The sequence below is a fragment of the Sphingobium sp. S6 genome (genome assembly GCF_905120495.1).
In the GTDB taxonomy this organism is placed as follows: Bacteria; Pseudomonadota; Alphaproteobacteria; order Sphingomonadales; family Sphingomonadaceae; genus Sphingobium; species Sphingobium agri.
The window spans coordinates 1,136,637-1,154,416 of sequence record NZ_CAJHOG010000001.1 but is presented as its reverse complement, the minus strand read 5'-3'; the positions used below and the strand labels follow the sequence as shown (position 1 = coordinate 1,154,416).

Genomic DNA, 17,780 nt, shown 5'->3' with positions numbered 1-17,780 from the left:
TGATGGGTGACATGAGCAAGGAACCCTCGATGGAGGACATCCTCTCGTCCATCAAGCGCATCATTGCGGAGGAAGGCGAGGAGGCCGCGCAGGCGGTGTCGCGCCGTGGCAAGTCCGACACGTCATCCAAGCAGGCCGCCCAAACCGCCGACCCGGCTGTCGAAGAAGTGCTGGAATTGACTGACGAGCTTGGAGCGGAGGAGCCGATGCCTGCCCACAAGACTGCTGACGCCCCGCGAGTCGAACTGGCTGGGGATGACAATTCCATCCTTTCCGTCGAAAGCGAGGTGGCGGCGCGCCATTCCCTCTCGACCCTGTCGTCCATGTTGGTGACGCCAAAGGAAGGCGAAGACAATACGCTGGATGGCCTGGTGCGGTCGATGCTGAAGCCGATGCTGAAGGAATGGCTGGACGCCCGTCTTCCGGCGCTGGTTGAGGAAATGGTGGCGAAGGAAATCGCGCGGATCACGGGCCGCTGAACCGGAAGCACCGCTGCTTCCTCATCGCCACATCCGCTCCGGCGCTGGCTGGGGCGATCTGGTAAAAGCGCTGGAATGGTCGGGGAAGGGGCATTAAGGCGCCATCCCATGACCGAACTGCCCAAGACCTTCGACTCCGCTGAAATCGAATCCCGCTGGTACGCCCATTGGGAGCAGAAGGGGCTGTTCCGCCCCGAGCGGCCTACCGCCGAGCCCTTCACCATCGTCAACCCGCCGCCGAACGTGACAGGTAGCCTGCACATCGGCCATGCGCTCGACAATACGTTGCAGGACATCGTCATCCGCTACGAGCGGTTGCGGGGCAAGGATGCACTGTGGGTCGTGGGCACCGATCATGCGGGCATCGCAACCCAGATGGTGGTCGAGCGGCAGATGGAGGCGCGGCAGGACAAGCGCACCAATTACACGCGCGAGCAGTTCATCGACAAGGTCTGGGAGTGGAAGGCCGAGAGCGGCGGGGCGATCACCCGCCAGCTTCGACGCCTGGGCTGCTCGATGGACTGGGCCAATGAGCGCTTCACCATGGATGAGGGCTTTTCGAAGGCTGTCGTCAAGGTGTTCGTGGAACTGCACAAGCGCGGGCTGCTGTATCGCGACAAGCGGCTGGTAAACTGGGACCCGCGCTTTCGCTCGGCAATCTCCGACCTTGAGGTCGAGACGCAGGAAGTGAAGGGCGGCTTCTGGCATTTCCGCTATCCGCTGGCTGACGGCGTGAAGCTCGCCGATGGCGCGGATCATATCGTCGTCGCGACGACGCGGCCTGAGACGATGCTGGCGGATATGGCGGTCGCTGTGCATCCCGAGGACCCGCGCTACAAGGACGTGATCGGCAGGGATATCCTCCAGCCGATTACCGGGCGCCGCTTCAAGATCGTGGGCGATGAGCATGCGGATCCCGAACTGGGATCAGGCGCGGTCAAGATCACGCCGGGACATGATTTCAATGACTTCGAAGTCGGCAAGCGGGCGGGCTTCCGTGCGGCCGAGATGCTGAACATGTTCGATGCCGACGCCAATGTCGTGCAGACGGCGGATGGCCTGATCCCTGAGCGGTTCCTTGGCCAGCATCGCTTCCGCCGCGATGGGGTGGATGGCGCGCGCGAATTGGTCGTCGCTGAAATGAAGGCGCTGGGCCTGCTGGTCCCGCATGTTTCCAAGAACAGGGAAAGCGAGGAAGTCCTTTCCGACGCTGAGCCACGCACCATCCAGACGCCGTTCGGCGACCGGTCGGGCGTAGTGATCGAACCTTGGCTGACCGACCAATGGTATGTCGATGCCGAAAAGCTGGCGCAGGCGCCCATGCAGGCCGTGCGCGACGGGCGGATCGAGATCGTGCCCAAAAGCTGGGAAAAAACCTTCTTCAACTGGATGGAGAATATCCAGCCCTGGTGCGTCTCGCGCCAGCTTTGGTGGGGGCATCAGATTCCGGCATGGTATGATGAGGATGGCAATCCCTATGTCGCCGAGAGCGAGGAGGAGGCGCAGGCCCTCGCCGGCAACAAGGCGCTGACCCGCGATCCCGACGTGCTGGATACATGGTTCTCCTCCGCGCTTTGGCCGTTCGGCACGCTGGGCTGGCCTGAGCAGAGCGAGACGCTGGCCCGCCATTATCCAAACGACCTGCTCATTTCCGGGTTCGACATCCTGTTCTTCTGGGATGCGCGCATGGCAATGCAGGGAATGGAGTTCATGGGCGATGTGCCGTGGCGCAAGCTCTACCTTCACGGACTGGTGCGCGCGGCGGACGGGCAGAAAATGTCCAAGTCCAAGGGCAATGTCGTCGATCCGCTCGGCTTGATCGACAAGTTCGGCGCGGACGCGCTTCGCTTCTTCATGGCAGCCATGGAAAGCCAGGGCCGTGACGTGAAGATGGATGAGAAGCGGGTCGAGGGCTATCGCAACTTCGCGACGAAGCTGTGGAACGCAGCGCGCTTCCTTCAGTCCAATGGCGTCACCGCATCGGCCTCGCATGAGGCGCCCCAGCCGCAAGCGCCTGTCAATCGGTGGATCATCGCCGAAACCGTGGCGACGGTCCAAGCGATCGATACCGCGATGAATGAGTTGCGCTTCGATGCGGCGGCGAACGCCATCTATCACTTCGTGTGGGACCAGTTTTGCGACTGGTATATCGAACTCACCAAGGGATCGATGGATGCGGAGACGAAAGCGGTCGCAGGCTGGGCATTCGACCAGATCCTGGTCATGCTGCATCCCTTCATGCCCTTCATCACGGAAGAGCTGTGGAACCTAACAGGCACGCGCGAGACCGAACTGATCGTCGCCCGTTGGCCGCAGGCGCTCTACGCCGTCGATAGCGAGGCGCAGGCGGAGATTGACTGGCTCATCCGCCTGATCAGCGCGATGCGCACCGCGCGCACCGAATTGAACGTACCACCGGGCGCCAAGCTGGCTGTGGTCGTTCACGATGCATCGGATGAGACGCGCCGCCGCATCGACAGGCAGGGCGCTGCGCTGGCCCGGCTGGGGCGCGTCGAAAGCCTTTCCTTCGGCAATGCCGTCACCGGCGGCGCGGCGCAGATCGTTGTGGACGAAGCGACATTCATCCTGCCGCTGGAAGGCGTGATCGACATCGAAGCGGAAAAGTCACGCCTCGCCAAGGCATTGGCCGCAGCGGAAAAGGAACGGGATTCGCTGTCGGGGCGTCTTGCCAATCCGAGCTTCGTGGAAAAAGCGAAGCCCGAAGCCGTTGCGAAAGCGCGGGAGGATCATGCGGAAAAAGCCGCAGAAGCGGAAAGGCTGGCGGCTGCGCTGGATCGCCTCGCCTGATCTGTTACTGATGTGGCGACATCATGGGAGGGGCGGAGAATGGCGGCAGGAAAGCGCGAAGCGAGAGACCTGGTAAACGGACCTATCGCGTCGTCTTTGCTGTTGTTCGCCATACCTACCCTGGCGTCCAATGTGCTCCAGTCGCTGAACGGATCGATCAACGCCATCTGGGTTGGCCGGTTTCTGGGGGCGCAGGCTCTTGCTGCCACGGCCAATGCAAACATCACGATGTTCCTGATGTTTTCCATCGTGTTTGGCTTCGGCATGGCGTCCACGGTGGTGATTGCGCAAGCGGCGGGGCGCGGTGACATGGATGCCGCACGCCGGTCGTTCGGCTCGGCTACTGGTTTCTGCACCATATTGGGCATTGTCGTGGCTGCGGCTGGGTGGGCTTTCTCGCCCGCGATGCTGCGCTTGTTGGGAACGCCGGTAGAAGCGTTCGACATGGCGCTGGTCTATCTGCGCGTGATTTTCATCGCCATGCCGGCAACGCTGATCAGCGTCATGATGATGATGGGGTTAAGGGGGGCTGGCGACGCGCGCACGCCACTCATCTTCATGTTCGTGAGCGTGATCATCGATCTGGTGCTCAATCCGCTGTTCATTCTGGGGCTGGGACCAATTCCGGCGATGGGGATCGGCGGATCGGCTGCGGCGACCGCGGTGGCGGGGATCGTCAGCCTGCTGGGCCTGGTCGTCTATGTCTATGTCAAGGATTTGCCGCTCCGGCTGCGGGGACGGGAGCTTGGCTATCTGGTGCCCGCTCCGGACCAGTTGCGCATCCTGCTGGGCAAGGGACTGCCCATGGGTTTGCAGATGATCGTCATGTCGGCGGTCGGCCTGATGATCATCGGCCTCGTCAATCGCGAAGGTTTTATCGTGACGGCCGCCTATGGCGCTGCGCAGCAGATATGGACCTATTTGCAGATGCCAGCGATGGCGATGGGCGCAGCGGTCAGCGCAATGGCGGCTCAGAACATCGGTGCGAACCGCTGGGACAGGATTGGCCGGATCACAGCTTATGGCCTTGGCTATCTGCTGCTGATCACCGGCGCGATGATCGGCATCATCCTCCTGTTCCATGCGCCTTTGCTGTCGCTTTTCCTTGGTGACAACAGGGCAGCCATCGATGCCGCCTGGAACATGCAGTTGCTGGCGACGTGGAGCTTCCTGCTATTCGGTTCGACCATGATCCTGTTCGGCGTCATGCGGGCCAATGGCGTGGTCGGGAGGCCGCTGATCATCCTCGTCATCACGCTTTTTGGCGTGAGGCTTGGCTTCTATTACTTCGCCTACCCCTATCTGGGCGCTGATGCATTATGGTTGAGCTTCCCGGTGAGTTCGGGATCGTCTTTCCTGATCGCCGGGATCACTTATCTGCTTGGCGGCTGGCGCAAGGCGAAGCTGCTCGTCCCGGTGCATGAGGAAGAATGCCGGGAAAGCGTCAATGCCGAGAGTGAGCCTGCAGGCCGGTTCGCACCTGCCGGTTGACGATCAGCGGCCCTGGCTGCGCCAGCGGGTGATGGTGCGGTCGAGGATGTCGGCTTCCCCGCCAGACTGGCGCCACAGGTTTGTGAAGCTCGGGTCGCCCGACGCAGGGCGCCGTTCTTCTTCCAGATTGTCGAGCGCAACGCGGATCGGCACGGCGACGCCTTCGCCGCATATGATTGCTTCCCGATTGCGCAAGGCCGGGATGGAATCAAGGAAGCCGCGCGCGCCTTCGGGCATTGCGGCCCTCACAAATGCCTGATCTCGATCATTGTTGAGGCGCATGGAGATGATCGTGCCGCATTGCGACAGCACGCCTTCGGCAAGGTCGGAGGGACGCTGCGTGATAAGGCCTAGCGACACGCCGTATTTGCGGCCTTCCTTTGCGATGCGTTCCAGGATGCGGCGGACCGCCTGGCCGTTACCCGTCGTGGTGCTGGGAATGTAGCGGTGCGCCTCTTCACACACGAGAAGGATAGGCCTCTGGGCCTCGTCACGCGCCCAGATCGCATAGTCGAACACCAGCCGCGACAGCACCGACACGACCACGGATGTGATGTCGGAAGGCATGGCGGATACGTCGATGATCGAGATGGGTTTCCCGCCGGATGGCAGACGAAAGATCTTCGCCAGAAATTCCTGCATCGTGTCCGCGACGAGCATTCCGGAGAACATGAAGCTGTATCGCGGGTCGGCCTTGATCTCGTCGACCTTGGTTTTGAGCCGCATATAGGGGAGGGCGCCCGTGCCCTTGTCGAGCTTCCCCATCTCGTTCTGCAGAATGTTGGTGAGATCGGACAGAAGATAGGGAATGGGCGAGTCTACCGTCAGGCGGCCAAGGCTTTCCGCCAACCGGTTCTTCTGCCGCGCGGCGAGCAGGCATTTGGCCAGGATGTCGCAATCGACCGTGCGGTCAGACCCCTCGGAGGTGACGAACACCTCGCAATGCTCTTCGAAATTCATCAGCCAATAGGGCAGCGCAAGATTGCCAACGTCGAATACCGCGCCATTCTGGGCAAAGGCTGCGCCATATTCGCCGTGCGGATCGACCATCACGATATGGCCTTCGGGCGACAGGTCGCAAATCCTGTGGAGGATGAGGGCGGCGCTTGTCGATTTGCCGGTGCCGGTCGATCCCAGCAGCGCGAAATGCTTGCCCAGCATGGAGTCTACATACAGCGCGGCGCGCGTATCGGTGGTGGGATAGACCGTGCCGATCTGCACATGTGGCCGGTCATCAGCGGCGTAGATCTGCTGCATGTCGGCGCTCGAGACGGCGAATATTTCCGTGCCTGGCGCCGGATAGCGGGTTACGCCACGGCGGAAATGGTGGATCTGCCCGGTGACATCGTCCTCATCCCCTTCTCCAAGGAAGTCGATATCGGCGATGATGAGACCATTGTCCTGCCGGTCGAGCGTCATCGAGCGTACGCTGGCGATCAACCATGCATTGCCTACGCGCATCTTGACCTGACTGCCGACCTGCCCCGCCATCGCCGTGCAAGGATCATGGTCATGCGCCAGCGCTGCCATGGAAGCTGCGTCGATCAGCACCTTGGAACTGGAACCGGCGATCTGGAACACCGCTCCGATAGCAGCACCAGACGTAGGCTGCGTATGGCCATGCGTGAATTCGGCAGCTCCTGGCATGTGGCTCATACGCCCCCCTGAAATTTGTGCCCGGCGCAAGCGGCCGGAATTTGGTGCGCCGTTTTAGCCATGGAGAGGTAAAGAAATGGCTTATCCAAAAGGCTTGAAGAGCGGTCTTTGCTACCCTTCGGCCCCGCTATCGCCACCTTCTGCCGTGAGAGGATGCCTTCCGCTCTGGTCCGAATCGTTGGCTATGCGTATCGGGTTCGCAATTGCCGTATGTTCAGGATTTGCCTTTGACCCAATTGATGACGGCCGACGCGGGGCGTCGATCCGATGCGATTGCCATAGCGCGCGTGATTTGCATCTTGGGTGTGGTCTATGTTCATGCCTGGACGGGCCTTAACGGGCATGATCTGGAGATTGCCCGGGGTACGCCCCAAGAAAATCTCAGGTGGCTGCTGATGGAGATATTCGGCCGCAGCGCCGTGCCGTTGCTGGGCGTCATTTCGGGCTGGTTGGTGGGCGGATCATCCCGAACGCAGAACTGGTTTCGCCATGTCCTGCAAAAGTCGCGAACGATCCTGCTACCGATGATCTTGTGGAATGGCCTGGGCATCCTGCTGGTGTCCGGCGCGGCCTGGTCTCTCGGGCTGTCGGCTCCCGTGCCGGTTTCGTTCGACTGGCTGTTCCAGGAACTGTTCATCGTCAGCCGCAATCCCGACATCAATGTGCAGATGCCTTTCCTGCGGGACCTGTTTCTGTGCATGGTCCTCGCGCCGCTGCTGATCCGCCTTCCTAGCCGCTTGCTGATGGGCGTGGCCATGTTGGCTGCGGTTGCTCAGATTGCGGGCTGGGGGCCGCCGATCCTGATGCGCCCGGCAATCCTGTTCTTCTTCGTCATCGGTATGATCGCGCGTCGTGCGGGCCTTGCCGAACGGGTTGCTGCACTAGGTTGGATCGCGGCGGCGACGCCCTTTCTCCTCCTCATGACGGTGCAGCTTCATTTCTCCCTGAAACCCGTGCAGGGAGCCGCCATCGGCGTTGCGATGCTCGACCTGGCGGTGCGTGTCGCGGCTGCTACCTGCTTCTGGCGGCTGTCCTGGGCGCTGGCCGCGAGCCCTCTACGTGGCATATTGTTGAGGGTCGAGCCGTTCGCCTTCCTCATCTTCTGCTCACATCTCATCCTGATCTGGCTAGGGGGTCCCGTGCTGGGCGCATTGTTCGGAAAGCTTGGATCGCCCTTCTATCCGGCTTACCTGTTGATCCAGCCGCTATTGGTGCTGGTGGCCGTGCTGTTGCTGGGATCGCTGCTCAGCCGGGCCTGGCCGGGTCTTGCCAAGCTGTTGAGCGGCGGGCGGTTGCAAGGGGCGCCAGCACTCAGTTGATTGCCTTGGCGGCGGCCATGGCGATCTCCAGGCTGCGTTTGCGTGCTTCAAAATCATGGATTTGGCCGCCAAGGATCAACTCGTCCACGCCGGTACGATCGATGAAGGCGGCGAGATCCTGCTCCACCTTGTCCTGCGTCCCGATCGTCGTGGCGCTGAGGACGTCCGACAACATGGCCTGCGCACCGGGCGGCAGGCTTTCGAAATAGCCGGGCACAGGCGGTTGCAGCTTGCCAGGTTGGCCGGTGCGCAGACGCACGAACCCCTGCTGCATGGACGTGGCGAGCAGCCGCGCCTCTTCCATGCTGTCGGCTGCGAAGACATTATAGCCTGCCATCACATAGGGACGGTCGAGTTGGGCCGAGGGCCTGAAGTCCCGCCGGTAAACAGCGATCGCTTCATCAAGCGCCCCCGGAGCGAAATGAGAAGCGAAGGCGTAGGGCAGGCCCAGCGCGGCAGCGAGTTGAGCGCCATACAGGCTGGAGCCCAGGATCCAGAGCGGCACATTTTCGCCAGAGCCCGGCGTCGCTTGAAAACCAAGCCGTGCGTCGCCCGCAAAATAGGCCTGTAATTCCATCACATCGCGGGGGAACTCATCCGGACCGCCGGTAAGTGTGCGCCGCATGGCTTGAGCCACCCGCTGGTCGGACCCCGGCGCGCGGCCCAGTCCAAGATCGACACGGCCGGGGAAAAGGGCCGCAAGCGTGCCGAACTGCTCGGCTATCAGCAAAGGCGCATGGTTGGGCAGCATGATGCCGCCGGAGCCTATGCGGATCGTGGATGTCGCCTGTCCGATATGGGCCAGCACAACCGAGGTTGCAGCAGAGGCGATGCCGGGCATGCCATGATGTTCGGCCACCCAATAGCGATGAAAGCCGAGATTTTCGGCGTGTGCGGCGAAAGCGGCTGCGTTGGAGAGAGCCTCGCCAACGCTGCTTCCTTCAATGACGGGGACAAGGTCCAGAACGGAAAAACGGATCATCGCCTGCATATGGGGCGCTGATCCGTTTTATTTCAATACGCGATATGCAGCCGATCAGGCCATGCGGCCAAAACCTGCCGATGGGCTATCGGCGCGACGGCCGAAAGTGGCGGGGCGACGGGCTACCAGCGGATTGGAGTCACGATCGAGGATGGACATGGTTTCGGTAAAGCAAGGCCGCAGAGCGACGACGACTTCGATCAATTCGTCAGGTCCTTCGTGGCTCTCGACACAGCGCCGCGCGACCATTTCGATCCGTTCGGCCATGCCGCTCAGCCGATGGGCGCCGAATTGGGCTGATTCGCCCTTCAGCGTGTGAGCCGGAGTGACAAGAGCGATGGCGTTGCGTTCGCGTATGGCCTGCTCGATGGCGCTGATGGCTTTTTCGCCATCTTCGCGAAAGTAGCTCAGGATACGAACAAATGCGCTGCCCAGTTCCGCTCTGGACTTGGCCAGATCGGGCTGGTTGACCAGTTCTGCCTCTTGATATGACACGGTGTCACTCCCTCTTTCACCTTCACGATAGAAGGGGTGCGTAAACAGCAGGTTAAGCCGTAGCGTCAGAACCGGGCAAGCTTCAGGAATTGCGCGACAATTCGAACCGGTCCGGAGCGGTTTCGGCAAAGCCCCAACCATGCTGCCGGGTCAACGCCTCCAGTTCGCGGGCGGCGTTGGGATCGTCCGCTTCTACCGTCACCAAATCGGCTGACCGCATGGCCCGGGCGGCACGCAGGGCAGGCCAGGGGCATTTCATTCCCCTGGCATTCACATGCACCGGATCATTTGTTGGCATAAGGATTGCGCGCGCTACGCAACGTCAGGCGCACCGGAACGGCGCCGAAGCCCAGCTCCTTCCGGATGCCGTTGACGAGATAGCGCCGGTAGCTTTCCGGCAGTTCGTCCAGACGCGTGCCGAACAGCACGAACGTAGGAGGGCGAGTCTTGTTCTGCGTGATGTAGCGCAGCTTGATCCGCTTGCCGCCAGGGGCCGGAGGAGGATTGGCTTCCAGCGCGCGTTCGAACCAGCGGTTGAGAATGCCGGTGGACACACGTTGCGACCAGGCGGTGCGCGTTTCGAAGGCGACGCGGATGAGATCATCCAGGCCTTTTCCGGTCGCGCCGGAGACGGTCATGATAGGAACGCCGCGAATTTGCGCGAGTCCGTCAGAAAGCGCCTGCTTGATGCCCTGATAGAGGGCCGAGCCATTTTCCACCGTGTCCCACTTATTGAGCGCGACGACGAGGGCGCGGCCTTCCTCAAGCACTTTGTCAGCGATGCGCAGGTCCTGCGCCTCAAGACCACGCGTGGAATCGAGCAGAAGCACGACGACTTCGGCGAAGTTCACAGCGTTCAGACCGTCCGAAACAGCGAGCTTTTCAAGCTTGTCCTGCACCTTGGCGCGCTTGCGCATACCGGCGGTGTCGATCAGGCGGACAGGGCGCGGGTCGGCATCCTCATCGCGAGGATCGGTCCAGGCCCAGTCGACCGCGATGCTGTCTCGGGTGATGCCTGCTTCAGGGCCGGTCAACAGACGATTTTCACCCAGCAAGCGGTTGATGAGGGTCGATTTGCCGGCGTTGGGGCGGCCCACGATCGCGAGCTTGAGGGGGGCGGCCTCAAGGTCTGCCTCGCTCGGTTCGGCCTCCTCGTCTTCTTCCTCTTCCTCGCGGTCGATATACGGGAGGAGCGCCTGGAAGAGGTCGGCCATGCCCTGGCCATGTTCGGCCGACAGCGGGACAGGCTCGCCAAGGCCCAGGCTGAAGGCTTCCATGACGCCGTCGGCACCCGTTCTGCCTTCCGCCTTGTTGGCGACCAGCACGACAGGCGCGTCACCTTCGCGCAGCCAGCGGGCGATTTCCTCATCGAGCGGGGTCACGCCTGCGCGCGCGTCCATGAGGAACAGCGCGACGTCGGCGCTTTCAACGGCAGCCTGCGTCTGCATGCGCATGCGGCCGGGCAAGGTCTGGGGATCTTCATCCTCATAGCCTGCCGTGTCGATGATGGTGAAATCGACACCGAGCAGGTTTGCCTGCCCTTCACGCCGGTCGCGCGTGACGCCGGGCTGGTCATCGACCAGCGCCAGCTTCTTGCCGACGAGCCGGTTGAAAAGGGTGGACTTGCCCACATTGGGCCGCCCGACAATGGCAACTGTGGGCAGCATGATGAGGGCCCGTTTCCTTTCTATGGCGCCGCCTTAGCGCAGCGCCGTCAGCTTGCCGTCGTCAGCAAGAATATAGAGCATGTTGTTCGCGACAACGGGAGAAAGCGACATGGACCTGTCCATGTCCACCTCAGACTGGATCGCTCCGGTCGCCGGATCGACATAGTTGAGATCGCCATGCGTGGATACAAGGATCAGGTGTCCTCCAGCGAGTACCGGCCCTGTCCAGCGAATGGCGTTCGCCTTCTTCTTTTCCTTTTCCCACCGGCGAAGCTGGCTGATCCAGCGGATCTTGCCGGTCGCGCGGGCGACGCAGAGCAGCTTGGCGTCGCTGGTCACGACAAACACCCATTCGCCCGCCACCCAAGGGGTTGAGATGCCGGCGATGTTGATTTCCCACAGTCGCTGGCCGCTCACCAGTTCGTAGGAGGCCATGCGGCCGCCCTGTCCGATGGCAAAGACGCGGCCGCGGTCGACAACAGGATTGGCGTCGATGTCGGTGAGCGACGCAACGGCGGTCGAAATGCTGGTGCGCGACAGGGCGTCGCCCCAGAGGGTGCGGCCATTTTCATAGCGATAGGCAGTGAGTTCGCCCGAGCTATAGCCTGCGATCACCGTCCCCTGCGCGGCGGCGGGCGCCGCCACACCGAACACACCCGTGACCTGCAATGTGCCGCTGTCGGTCCACTGCACTTCGCCGTCGCTCTGGTTCAGCGCGAAAATCTGGTTGTCCTGGCCCATGACATAGACATGGCCATTGGCGAGCGTGGGCGCCCCCCGCAGCGGGCCGCCAGGACGCTTCTTCCACAAGATGGAGCCGTTCGCCGCACTAAGTGCGGCCACGTCGCCGACGCCCGTGCTTGCGTAAATCTTGTCATCGACGATGCTGACGCCGCCACCGAACAGGGCCCGGCCGCTACCTTCGGCGGGAAGGGCGGTCTGCCAGAGTTTGGCGCCACTTGCGGCATCGAACGCGATGACACGCGCGCCAGCGTCGATGACGTAGAGCTTGCCGTTGGCGATGACGGGCGAGGAGGCGAGGCGCGCGCGCGGCGTGCTGCCTTCGATTGAGCTGGTCCAGGCGGTAGCCGGCGAGGCGCTCAGCGCAAGATGGCCCATCGCCTTGGAGGGGCCGCCACCCGGCTGCGACCATTGATCATTGGCATAGGCTTCGGGAAGCGTGACCGGCACGTCCGCCAGCGTCGGATCGACTTCCACCCCCTGCTCATTGGTCAGGATCGATACGCGGTTGCCGACCACGGGAGTCTTGGGGCCGCCCTTCTTGCCCCCCACGATGCCACAGCCCGCCAACAGCGCGACCATCGCGGCAGCGGTCACGGCCCGGCGGGTGACTGCGAATTTCGTCATGCTGTGCATCCCCATGCGCTTATCTTCATCCCTGTCCCGGTGCGGCTGGCGTTTCGACCGCGTCTATGCCCAATAAACCTGCCATCTGTCGCGCACGTGAACGGATCGACTGCGGCACAGTGGCATCCTTTGCCATCGCGGCGAACAAGGGTCCGGCGAGTTCACGTTTGCCCATCTTCATATAGGCGATCGCGACCAGTTCACCGGCGCTGCCGAACCAGGGAGCGCCCTCCACGGCCAGCGGCTTGAGCCGATCGACAATTTGTTGCGGCTGAAGCGCTTCGAATTCCAATACGGTCTGGCGGATGAGCGCCAGGTCACGATAGGGCTGATCAAGCGAGCTGTCCGCTGCCATCGCCTTGTAGGCGGTGATTGCACCCTTGTCGTCGCCCTTGCGCGCGGCAACGCCAGCTTTCACCAGCAGGGCCGATGCGCGGAAGCCGGGCTGGCTGGCATTGGTCAGCGCGTCAAGCTGCTTGGCATCAGGCGTTCCACCGCCTGCGGCGGCCGCGAGCACCTTGTCCATTTCCTCTGACACGGCCTGGGACTGGGTAGTGCTGTGGTGCTGCCAATAGAGCCAGCCCGCAAAGGCCAGGAGGCCGATCACGACAGCCGCGAGAATCCAGCGGCCGAAACGCTGCCAGAAGGTCAGCAGCTGGTCCTGGCGAACGGCCTCATCGACCTCGCGCATGAAGGCTTCGCTGTTTTGCGGCGTCAGGGCCACTTGGGTCTCCAGATATGCGTCAGAAAAAGCTGGCGGAAGGCGCGATCAATAGCGGCGGCGGCGCTTAGCGCAAATCACTTTTTGGGCCGGTACACCTGATCTGCCGTGGGGAAGCTGCGATCGCGCACTTCGGCGGCATAGCGTTCGGCTGCATTGCTGATGGTTTCGGCTATGTTTTCGTATCGTTTCACGAAGCGGGGCACGCGTTCGAACATGCCGAGCATATCCTCGGCAACCAGCACCTGACCATCGCAATGCGCCGATGCGCCGATGCCGATGACGGGTATGTCTAGGCTGTCGGTGATGGCGACAGCCAGGTCCTCCAAGACGCCTTCGAGAACTACCGCGAATGCTCCGGCGCTCGCGACGGCGCGGGCGTCGTCCATGATCTTGGCATGTTCTTCCTGGCTCTTGCCGCGCGCGCCATAGCCGCCGAGCGCATTGACGGCCTGAGGCGTGAGGCCGACATGCGCCATGACGGGGATACCGCGCTGGGTGAGGAAGGCGATGGTGTCGGCCATGGCCCGGCCGCCTTCCAGCTTGACGGCGGCACAGCCGGTTTCGGCCATGACGCGGCTGGCGCTGGCGAAGGCCTGGGCGGGGGAGGCTTCGTAGCTGCCGAAGGGCATGTCGACGAGGACGAGGCTGTGATAGCTGCCCCGGACCACGGCGGCGCCATGGGCGATCATCATGTCGAGGGTGACGGGAAGGGTGGAGGGCAGGCCGTAAATCACCTGGCCGAGTGAGTCGCCCACCAGCAGCATGTCGCAATGGGGATCGAGCAGCTGCGCCTGCCGGGCGGTGTAGGCGGTCAGCATCACCAGCGGTTCGTCCGTCTTGCCCTCCACTTTCCGGCGCTGGATCGCGGGAACGGTCAGGCGCTTCATCGGCGCGGGCGTGGGATTGGCGCGGCTGGTGGATGTGTCGAGCGTGAAGGTGGTGGACATGAGGCCGCTCTACTCCAGCGGGGCCGGGGGCGCAAATCGGGCGGCGGTCCGGTTTTCCCGGATTGGAATTCAATAAGGAAATAGCGAAATAAAAAAGAACGGGAGCGGCAGGCCTGTGCCGCTCCCGCAGGGGGTGAATTCGTTACGTTATCAGAACGAGAATTTGAGTGTTCCGCCCCAAGTGCGCGGGTCGCCGACTTGGCCCGCGATCAGGCCGGTGTTGCCGGGCGCAACCTGGAGATTTTCGATATAGTTCACGTCGAAGGCGTTGCGGACCCAGCCGAAGATGTCGAAACCTTCGCCACGGAAGCCAGCGCGGAAGTTGGTGAGGGCATAGCCCTTCACGTCCGTATAGCGTGAAGGCGACGCGTTCGAGTTCCAGTGCGAACGGTAGTTGCCGTCGACGCCCAGATAGACCTGACCTTCCTTCGCCAGCAGCGTGACCGGGATGTTATATTCCGCGCCGTAGGAGAAAGCCCATTTGGACACGCCGGGCAGGTCCTGGCCGGAGATGTCGCACTGGCGGGGGCTGGGAGCGCCCGGAACGCCTGGCTGCGAATAGTCGGCCGGGACGCCGGAAGGCTGCGAGGGGCCTCCGGACAGTTCAGGCGGGCAGGGCGCGTTGGTGAACTTCTTGTACTTGGCGTCGGTATAGGCCGCGTTCGCATAAGCGGTGAAGCGGTCGCTTGCGACCACCTTGAAGTCCGCTTCGATGCCCTGCGACCGGACCTTTTCAGCGTTGGCAAGATAGCCGCGCACAGTGCCGAACTGGCCGCCGTTCACCGTCGCCTGGAAGTCCTTGATGGTGGTACGGAAGGCCGAAATATTGAAGGTCGCGCGGCGATCCCAAAGCTGGGTCTTCAGGCCGACTTCGAAATGATGGACCGATTCCGGCTTCACCGTCGCGGCATCGTAATTGACCGTATTGTCGATGTTGAGCGGCAAGCCGTTCTGGTTGATGCCGAGCGTCTTGAAGCTCTTGGCGTAGGTCGCATAGGCCAGAATGTCGCGCGCAACCTTATAGTTGACGTTGAAGTCATAGGTGAAGTTCCACGCGCTGTCGGACGGCGCGCTGACCTGCGGCTGGTAGACGCCGCATTGCTGCGACGTGCCCGCGATCGTGCCGGGCGCAGGAGTGGGCGTGCAGCTGATCGCCTGGCCCTGTGCGTTGGTCACGACACGCTGATAGAAGCCGGACTTCTTGTCATAGTTGAGGCGAAGGCCAGGCTGCAGCGTCAGCGCATCGGTGACTTTCCAGCTGAGCTGACCGAACAGGGCGGCGCTCTCGGCCTTCAGATACTGGGTATTGCTGGCCGTCAGGCCCGCAAGGGTTGCGGGGTTGTTGGCCGGGTTCAACGGATTGGTCGAGGGCGCAAGGCTCCATTGGGCAGCGTTGACGCCTTGCTGTTCGGTGCCCTGGGTGTCGATCCGCTGCTTGAAGCCAAAGAGGCCGACCACGAAGTCGATCTTCTGGCTTTCGTAATTATAGCGGAATTCCTGGCTATACTGATCCTGCTGCGAAGGATTTTGCGAGCGCGACACGATCGACAGGCCAGTGAAATCGCGATCATTTTCCGGTTTCCAGTCCCAGAAGCGCCAAGCGGTGACGGACGTCAGCGTGCCTGGGCCGATGTCCCACTTGATACGCGCCGACACGCCGCCGATCTTGTTGCCCGCGTTCAGGTTGCTGTCGAGATCAGTCAACCGGTCATAGGGATTGCGACTTGGCACGACATAGCCCTGCGCTGCCGCAAGCGCGTCATATTGACGGTTCAGCGGACGCTGCGTGCGGCCTACGCGGACGAAGGTGGTGCCGCAGCATTCCGGGTCTTGCCTGCTGTAGTCACCCGACAGCGTGATATCGAGATCGTCATTGGGCCGGAACAGCAACTGGCCGCGAATGCCGAGATTGTCCTGTTCGTTGATCCAACGCTGCGACGTGACATTGTACAGCGTGCCCCGGCGGCTGGTCGCCGCCACGGCAAGGCGCGCGGCGACGGTGTCGGACAGCGGCCCGGAGATCGCGGCCTTTGCCTGGCGATAGTTCAGATTGCCGACGCTCAGTTCGGCGCGGCCTTCGAAGTCGAAGGTTGGCTGGTTGGTCGTGATGTTGATCGCGCCGGCCGTCGTGTTCTTGCCGTAGAGCGTGCCTTGGGGGCCGCGCAGCACTTCGACCTGGTTCACGTCCAGGAAGTCGAACGTGGCGGCAGCGACGCGCGAATTGTAGACGTCATCGACATAGATGCCGACGCCCTGCTCGAAACCGTCGCTGGTGAGGCCGAACGGCACGCCAAGGCCACGGATATTGACCGAGGTGTTGCGGGGATTGGTGGTGTAGACCTGCAATGTCGGCGCAAGCTGCTGGAGCTTCACGACGTTGAAGTTGCCGGTCGCTTCGATGCTGTCGCCGCGAATGACGGAGATCGCCAGCGGCACTTCCTGCGCCGTTTCAGCACGGCGGCGCGCGGTGACGATGATCACGTCGCCGCGGGGATTGGCTGCCTGATCGACCTGTGCAGCCGGATCGGCAGCTGGTGCAGGCGCTTCCTCAGCATGGACGCTGGACGCAAAGATGGATGCGCTCGCCACGCCGGCGAGCAACAGAGAACGCGCAATCATAGTAATTCCCCTTCCGGAGGTCCGGTGAATGTTGATCGCGGCATTTCCGGTTGGCCGGTCAACGCCGATGGTCTGGGAATGGTATTGGACAGTCAGCGGCCCACCCCCTGCCGCCTGTTATTAACCGCCTGTCCGGCGGCTTGGCCTTGCGACCCTATTGCCCCCCGATCTTAGTCAAGCGGTAAGGCGAGTCTTTTCCGTCACATCGATCTGGACGACGCGCGCGTCATGCACGGTCAAGGTGATCGACCCGAAGCGTAATGCTTCCAGCACGCCACGAACCTTGTCGATGCTGACGGCTATGTCCGCCCTTTGGCCGTCTGCGCGGCCATTGCGGGCAAATTCAACTGTTCGGCTGTCACTCATAAGCACCTCTTGGCCCCGCTTTTATCTCAACTAATTCAATAGACAAAAAAGCAAATATATAGGGCGCCCAAGTTTGACTTGTAGCGCCCGTCCTTTTTTCAGCCGATCATCCGCATTGCTGCCAGCTTCCTTTCCTTATGAGCCATGGGGATGGCGGGCCGCATCTGGCGCATCACAGAGGCCTGTTCATGCGCATTGTCGATCAGCTGTTCCAACAGGGATTGGCCAAATTCCCAATTGCCAAGATCGGAGTCAGCATTGATGTGGCCGCTGAAGCCCGCATCGACGAAGGTGCTGCCCCAATTCTTCGCGATGCTGTGCGCCCGTTCGAAGAAAATATAAGGATCGTTGCGGCTGGCGACGACCAGCGAAGGGAAGGGCAATTGAGCGCGGGGAGTGGGGCCAAAGCCGCCGATCGTCTCCGGCGTTTCCATTCTGTCGCAATCGGGAGGGGCGACCAGCAAAGCGCCGGTCACTGGCCAGCCATAGGCCTGGCTCTGCAGGGCACCCCACCAAGCGACCGCAAGGCAGCCAAGGCTGTGCGCGGCCAGGATGATCGGCCCGTCAGCTTCCCGAATCGCGGCGTCCAGGCGCGTGACCCACGCATTGCGATTGGGACTGGCCCAACTGCCCAGGTCGACGCGCTGGCAATCTCCTCTGACCTCTTCCCAAAGCGTCTGCCAGTGGCCGGGGCCGCTGTTGTTCAGACCGGGAATGGTCAGCACGACCGGATTGCGCGTGTCGCCCAGATGTCCGAATCGGTCCATTGTCTGATCCTCGTCCAATTACAGGTTGAACATAATTCTATTCTTTAAGTAGACAATGCTTGAGCGACCAATTGTGTCCAAATTTGGGCGAT

The 17,780-nt window shown here is 62.1% G+C and carries 15 protein-coding genes; 4 read left to right on the top strand and 11 right to left on the bottom strand.

Going from position 1 to position 17,780, the window contains the following annotated elements:
* Nucleotides 1-2 precede the first annotated feature (2 nt).
* The 3 genes from SPHS8_RS05930 (at nt 3) to SPHS8_RS05920 (ending at nt 4,778) form a co-directional block, all read left to right on the top strand.
* Nucleotides 3-479 carry a DUF2497 domain-containing protein gene (locus tag SPHS8_RS05930; RefSeq protein WP_201514659.1) on the top strand — a complete coding sequence of 159 codons (477 nt, stop codon included), beginning with the start codon at nt 3-5 and terminating at the stop codon, nt 477-479.
* Nucleotides 480-587: 108 nt separating this feature from the next.
* A complete protein-coding gene (locus SPHS8_RS05925; protein ID WP_201514658.1) occupies nt 588-3,287 on the top strand; it encodes a valine--tRNA ligase in 2,700 nt (899 codons plus the stop codon).
* 39 nt (nt 3,288-3,326) lie between these two features.
* On the top strand, nt 3,327-4,778 hold the full coding sequence (locus SPHS8_RS05920) for an MATE family efflux transporter (RefSeq protein ID WP_201514657.1): 1,452 nt from the start codon (nt 3,327-3,329) through the stop codon (nt 4,776-4,778).
* A gap of 3 nt (nt 4,779-4,781) precedes the next feature.
* Here SPHS8_RS05920 and SPHS8_RS05915 read toward each other — a convergent pair whose 3' ends face one another.
* Entirely contained in the window at nt 4,782-6,434 is a 1,653-nt protein-coding gene (locus tag SPHS8_RS05915) for an ATP-binding protein (protein WP_201514656.1), read from the bottom strand.
* Between the two features lie 239 nt (nt 6,435-6,673).
* Here SPHS8_RS05915 and SPHS8_RS05910 point away from each other — a divergent pair, with 239 nt between their 5' ends.
* Nucleotides 6,674-7,753 (top strand): acyltransferase family protein, encoded by a 1,080-nt coding sequence (locus SPHS8_RS05910; protein ID WP_201514888.1) that lies wholly within the window; start codon nt 6,674-6,676, stop codon nt 7,751-7,753.
* Here SPHS8_RS05910 and SPHS8_RS05905 read toward each other — a convergent pair.
* The 10 genes from SPHS8_RS05905 to SPHS8_RS05860 form a co-directional block, all read right to left on the bottom strand.
* Nucleotides 7,746-8,735 (bottom strand): LLM class flavin-dependent oxidoreductase, encoded by a 990-nt coding sequence (locus SPHS8_RS05905; RefSeq protein ID WP_201514887.1) that lies wholly within the window; start codon nt 8,733-8,735, stop codon nt 7,746-7,748. The two genes, SPHS8_RS05910 and SPHS8_RS05905, sit on opposite strands and share 8 nt — an antisense overlap.
* 54 nt (nt 8,736-8,789) lie before the next feature.
* Nucleotides 8,790-9,230, bottom strand: coding sequence for an Hpt domain-containing protein (locus SPHS8_RS05900; RefSeq protein WP_201514655.1), 441 nt, complete (start codon nt 9,228-9,230; stop codon nt 8,790-8,792).
* 82 nt (nt 9,231-9,312) lie between these two features.
* Nucleotides 9,313-9,528 (bottom strand): sulfurtransferase TusA family protein, encoded by a 216-nt coding sequence (locus SPHS8_RS05895; RefSeq protein ID WP_201514654.1) that lies wholly within the window; start codon nt 9,526-9,528, stop codon nt 9,313-9,315.
* Complete coding sequence (gene der, locus SPHS8_RS05890) at nt 9,515-10,897, bottom strand: ribosome biogenesis GTPase Der (protein ID WP_097092021.1); 1,383 nt, start codon at nt 10,895-10,897, stop codon at nt 9,515-9,517. The genes SPHS8_RS05895 and der overlap by 14 nt, the downstream gene beginning before the upstream one ends.
* A gap of 33 nt (nt 10,898-10,930) precedes the next feature.
* Complete coding sequence (locus tag SPHS8_RS05885) at nt 10,931-12,280, bottom strand: PQQ-like beta-propeller repeat protein (protein WP_201514653.1); 1,350 nt, start codon at nt 12,278-12,280, stop codon at nt 10,931-10,933.
* Between the two features lie 10 nt (nt 12,281-12,290).
* Complete coding sequence (locus SPHS8_RS05880) at nt 12,291-12,989, bottom strand: tetratricopeptide repeat protein (RefSeq protein WP_201514652.1); 699 nt, start codon at nt 12,987-12,989, stop codon at nt 12,291-12,293.
* 74 nt (nt 12,990-13,063) lie between these two features.
* Nucleotides 13,064-13,936, bottom strand: a complete 873-nt coding sequence (panB, locus tag SPHS8_RS05875; protein WP_201514651.1) for a 3-methyl-2-oxobutanoate hydroxymethyltransferase — start codon at nt 13,934-13,936, stop codon at nt 13,064-13,066.
* 150 nt (nt 13,937-14,086) lie between these two features.
* Nucleotides 14,087-16,555, bottom strand: a complete 2,469-nt coding sequence (locus tag SPHS8_RS05870; RefSeq protein ID WP_201514650.1) for a TonB-dependent receptor — start codon at nt 16,553-16,555, stop codon at nt 14,087-14,089.
* A gap of 174 nt (nt 16,556-16,729) precedes the next feature.
* Nucleotides 16,730-16,921 (bottom strand): YezD family protein, encoded by a 192-nt coding sequence (locus tag SPHS8_RS05865; protein ID WP_097092016.1) that lies wholly within the window; start codon nt 16,919-16,921, stop codon nt 16,730-16,732.
* 98 nt (nt 16,922-17,019) lie between these two features.
* Entirely contained in the window at nt 17,020-17,688 is a 669-nt protein-coding gene (locus tag SPHS8_RS05860) for an RBBP9/YdeN family alpha/beta hydrolase (protein ID WP_201514649.1), read from the bottom strand.
* Between the last annotated feature and the right edge of the window lie 92 nt (nt 17,689-17,780).

Coding starts and splice junctions, on each gene's coding strand:
- SPHS8_RS05930 (WP_201514659.1), top strand. CDS start 3: ATGGGTGACATGAGCAAGGAACCCTCGATGGAGGACATCCTCTCGTCC.
- SPHS8_RS05925 (WP_201514658.1), top strand. CDS start 588: ATGACCGAACTGCCCAAGACCTTCGACTCCGCTGAAATCGAATCCCGC.
- SPHS8_RS05920 (WP_201514657.1), top strand. CDS start 3,327: ATGGCGGCAGGAAAGCGCGAAGCGAGAGACCTGGTAAACGGACCTATC.
- SPHS8_RS05915 (WP_201514656.1), bottom strand. CDS start 6,434: ATGAGCCACATGCCAGGAGCTGCCGAATTCACGCATGGCCATACGCAG.
- SPHS8_RS05910 (WP_201514888.1), top strand. CDS start 6,674: ATGACGGCCGACGCGGGGCGTCGATCCGATGCGATTGCCATAGCGCGC.
- SPHS8_RS05905 (WP_201514887.1), bottom strand. CDS start 8,735: ATGATCCGTTTTTCCGTTCTGGACCTTGTCCCCGTCATTGAAGGAAGC.
- SPHS8_RS05895 (WP_201514654.1), bottom strand. CDS start 9,528: ATGCCAACAAATGATCCGGTGCATGTGAATGCCAGGGGAATGAAATGC.
- der (WP_097092021.1), bottom strand. CDS start 10,897: ATGCTGCCCACAGTTGCCATTGTCGGGCGGCCCAATGTGGGCAAGTCC.
- SPHS8_RS05885 (WP_201514653.1), bottom strand. CDS start 12,280: ATGGGGATGCACAGCATGACGAAATTCGCAGTCACCCGCCGGGCCGTG.
- panB (WP_201514651.1), bottom strand. CDS start 13,936: ATGTCCACCACCTTCACGCTCGACACATCCACCAGCCGCGCCAATCCC.
- SPHS8_RS05870 (WP_201514650.1), bottom strand. CDS start 16,555: ATGATTGCGCGTTCTCTGTTGCTCGCCGGCGTGGCGAGCGCATCCATC.
- SPHS8_RS05865 (WP_097092016.1), bottom strand. CDS start 16,921: ATGAGTGACAGCCGAACAGTTGAATTTGCCCGCAATGGCCGCGCAGAC.
- SPHS8_RS05860 (WP_201514649.1), bottom strand. CDS start 17,688: ATGGACCGATTCGGACATCTGGGCGACACGCGCAATCCGGTCGTGCTG.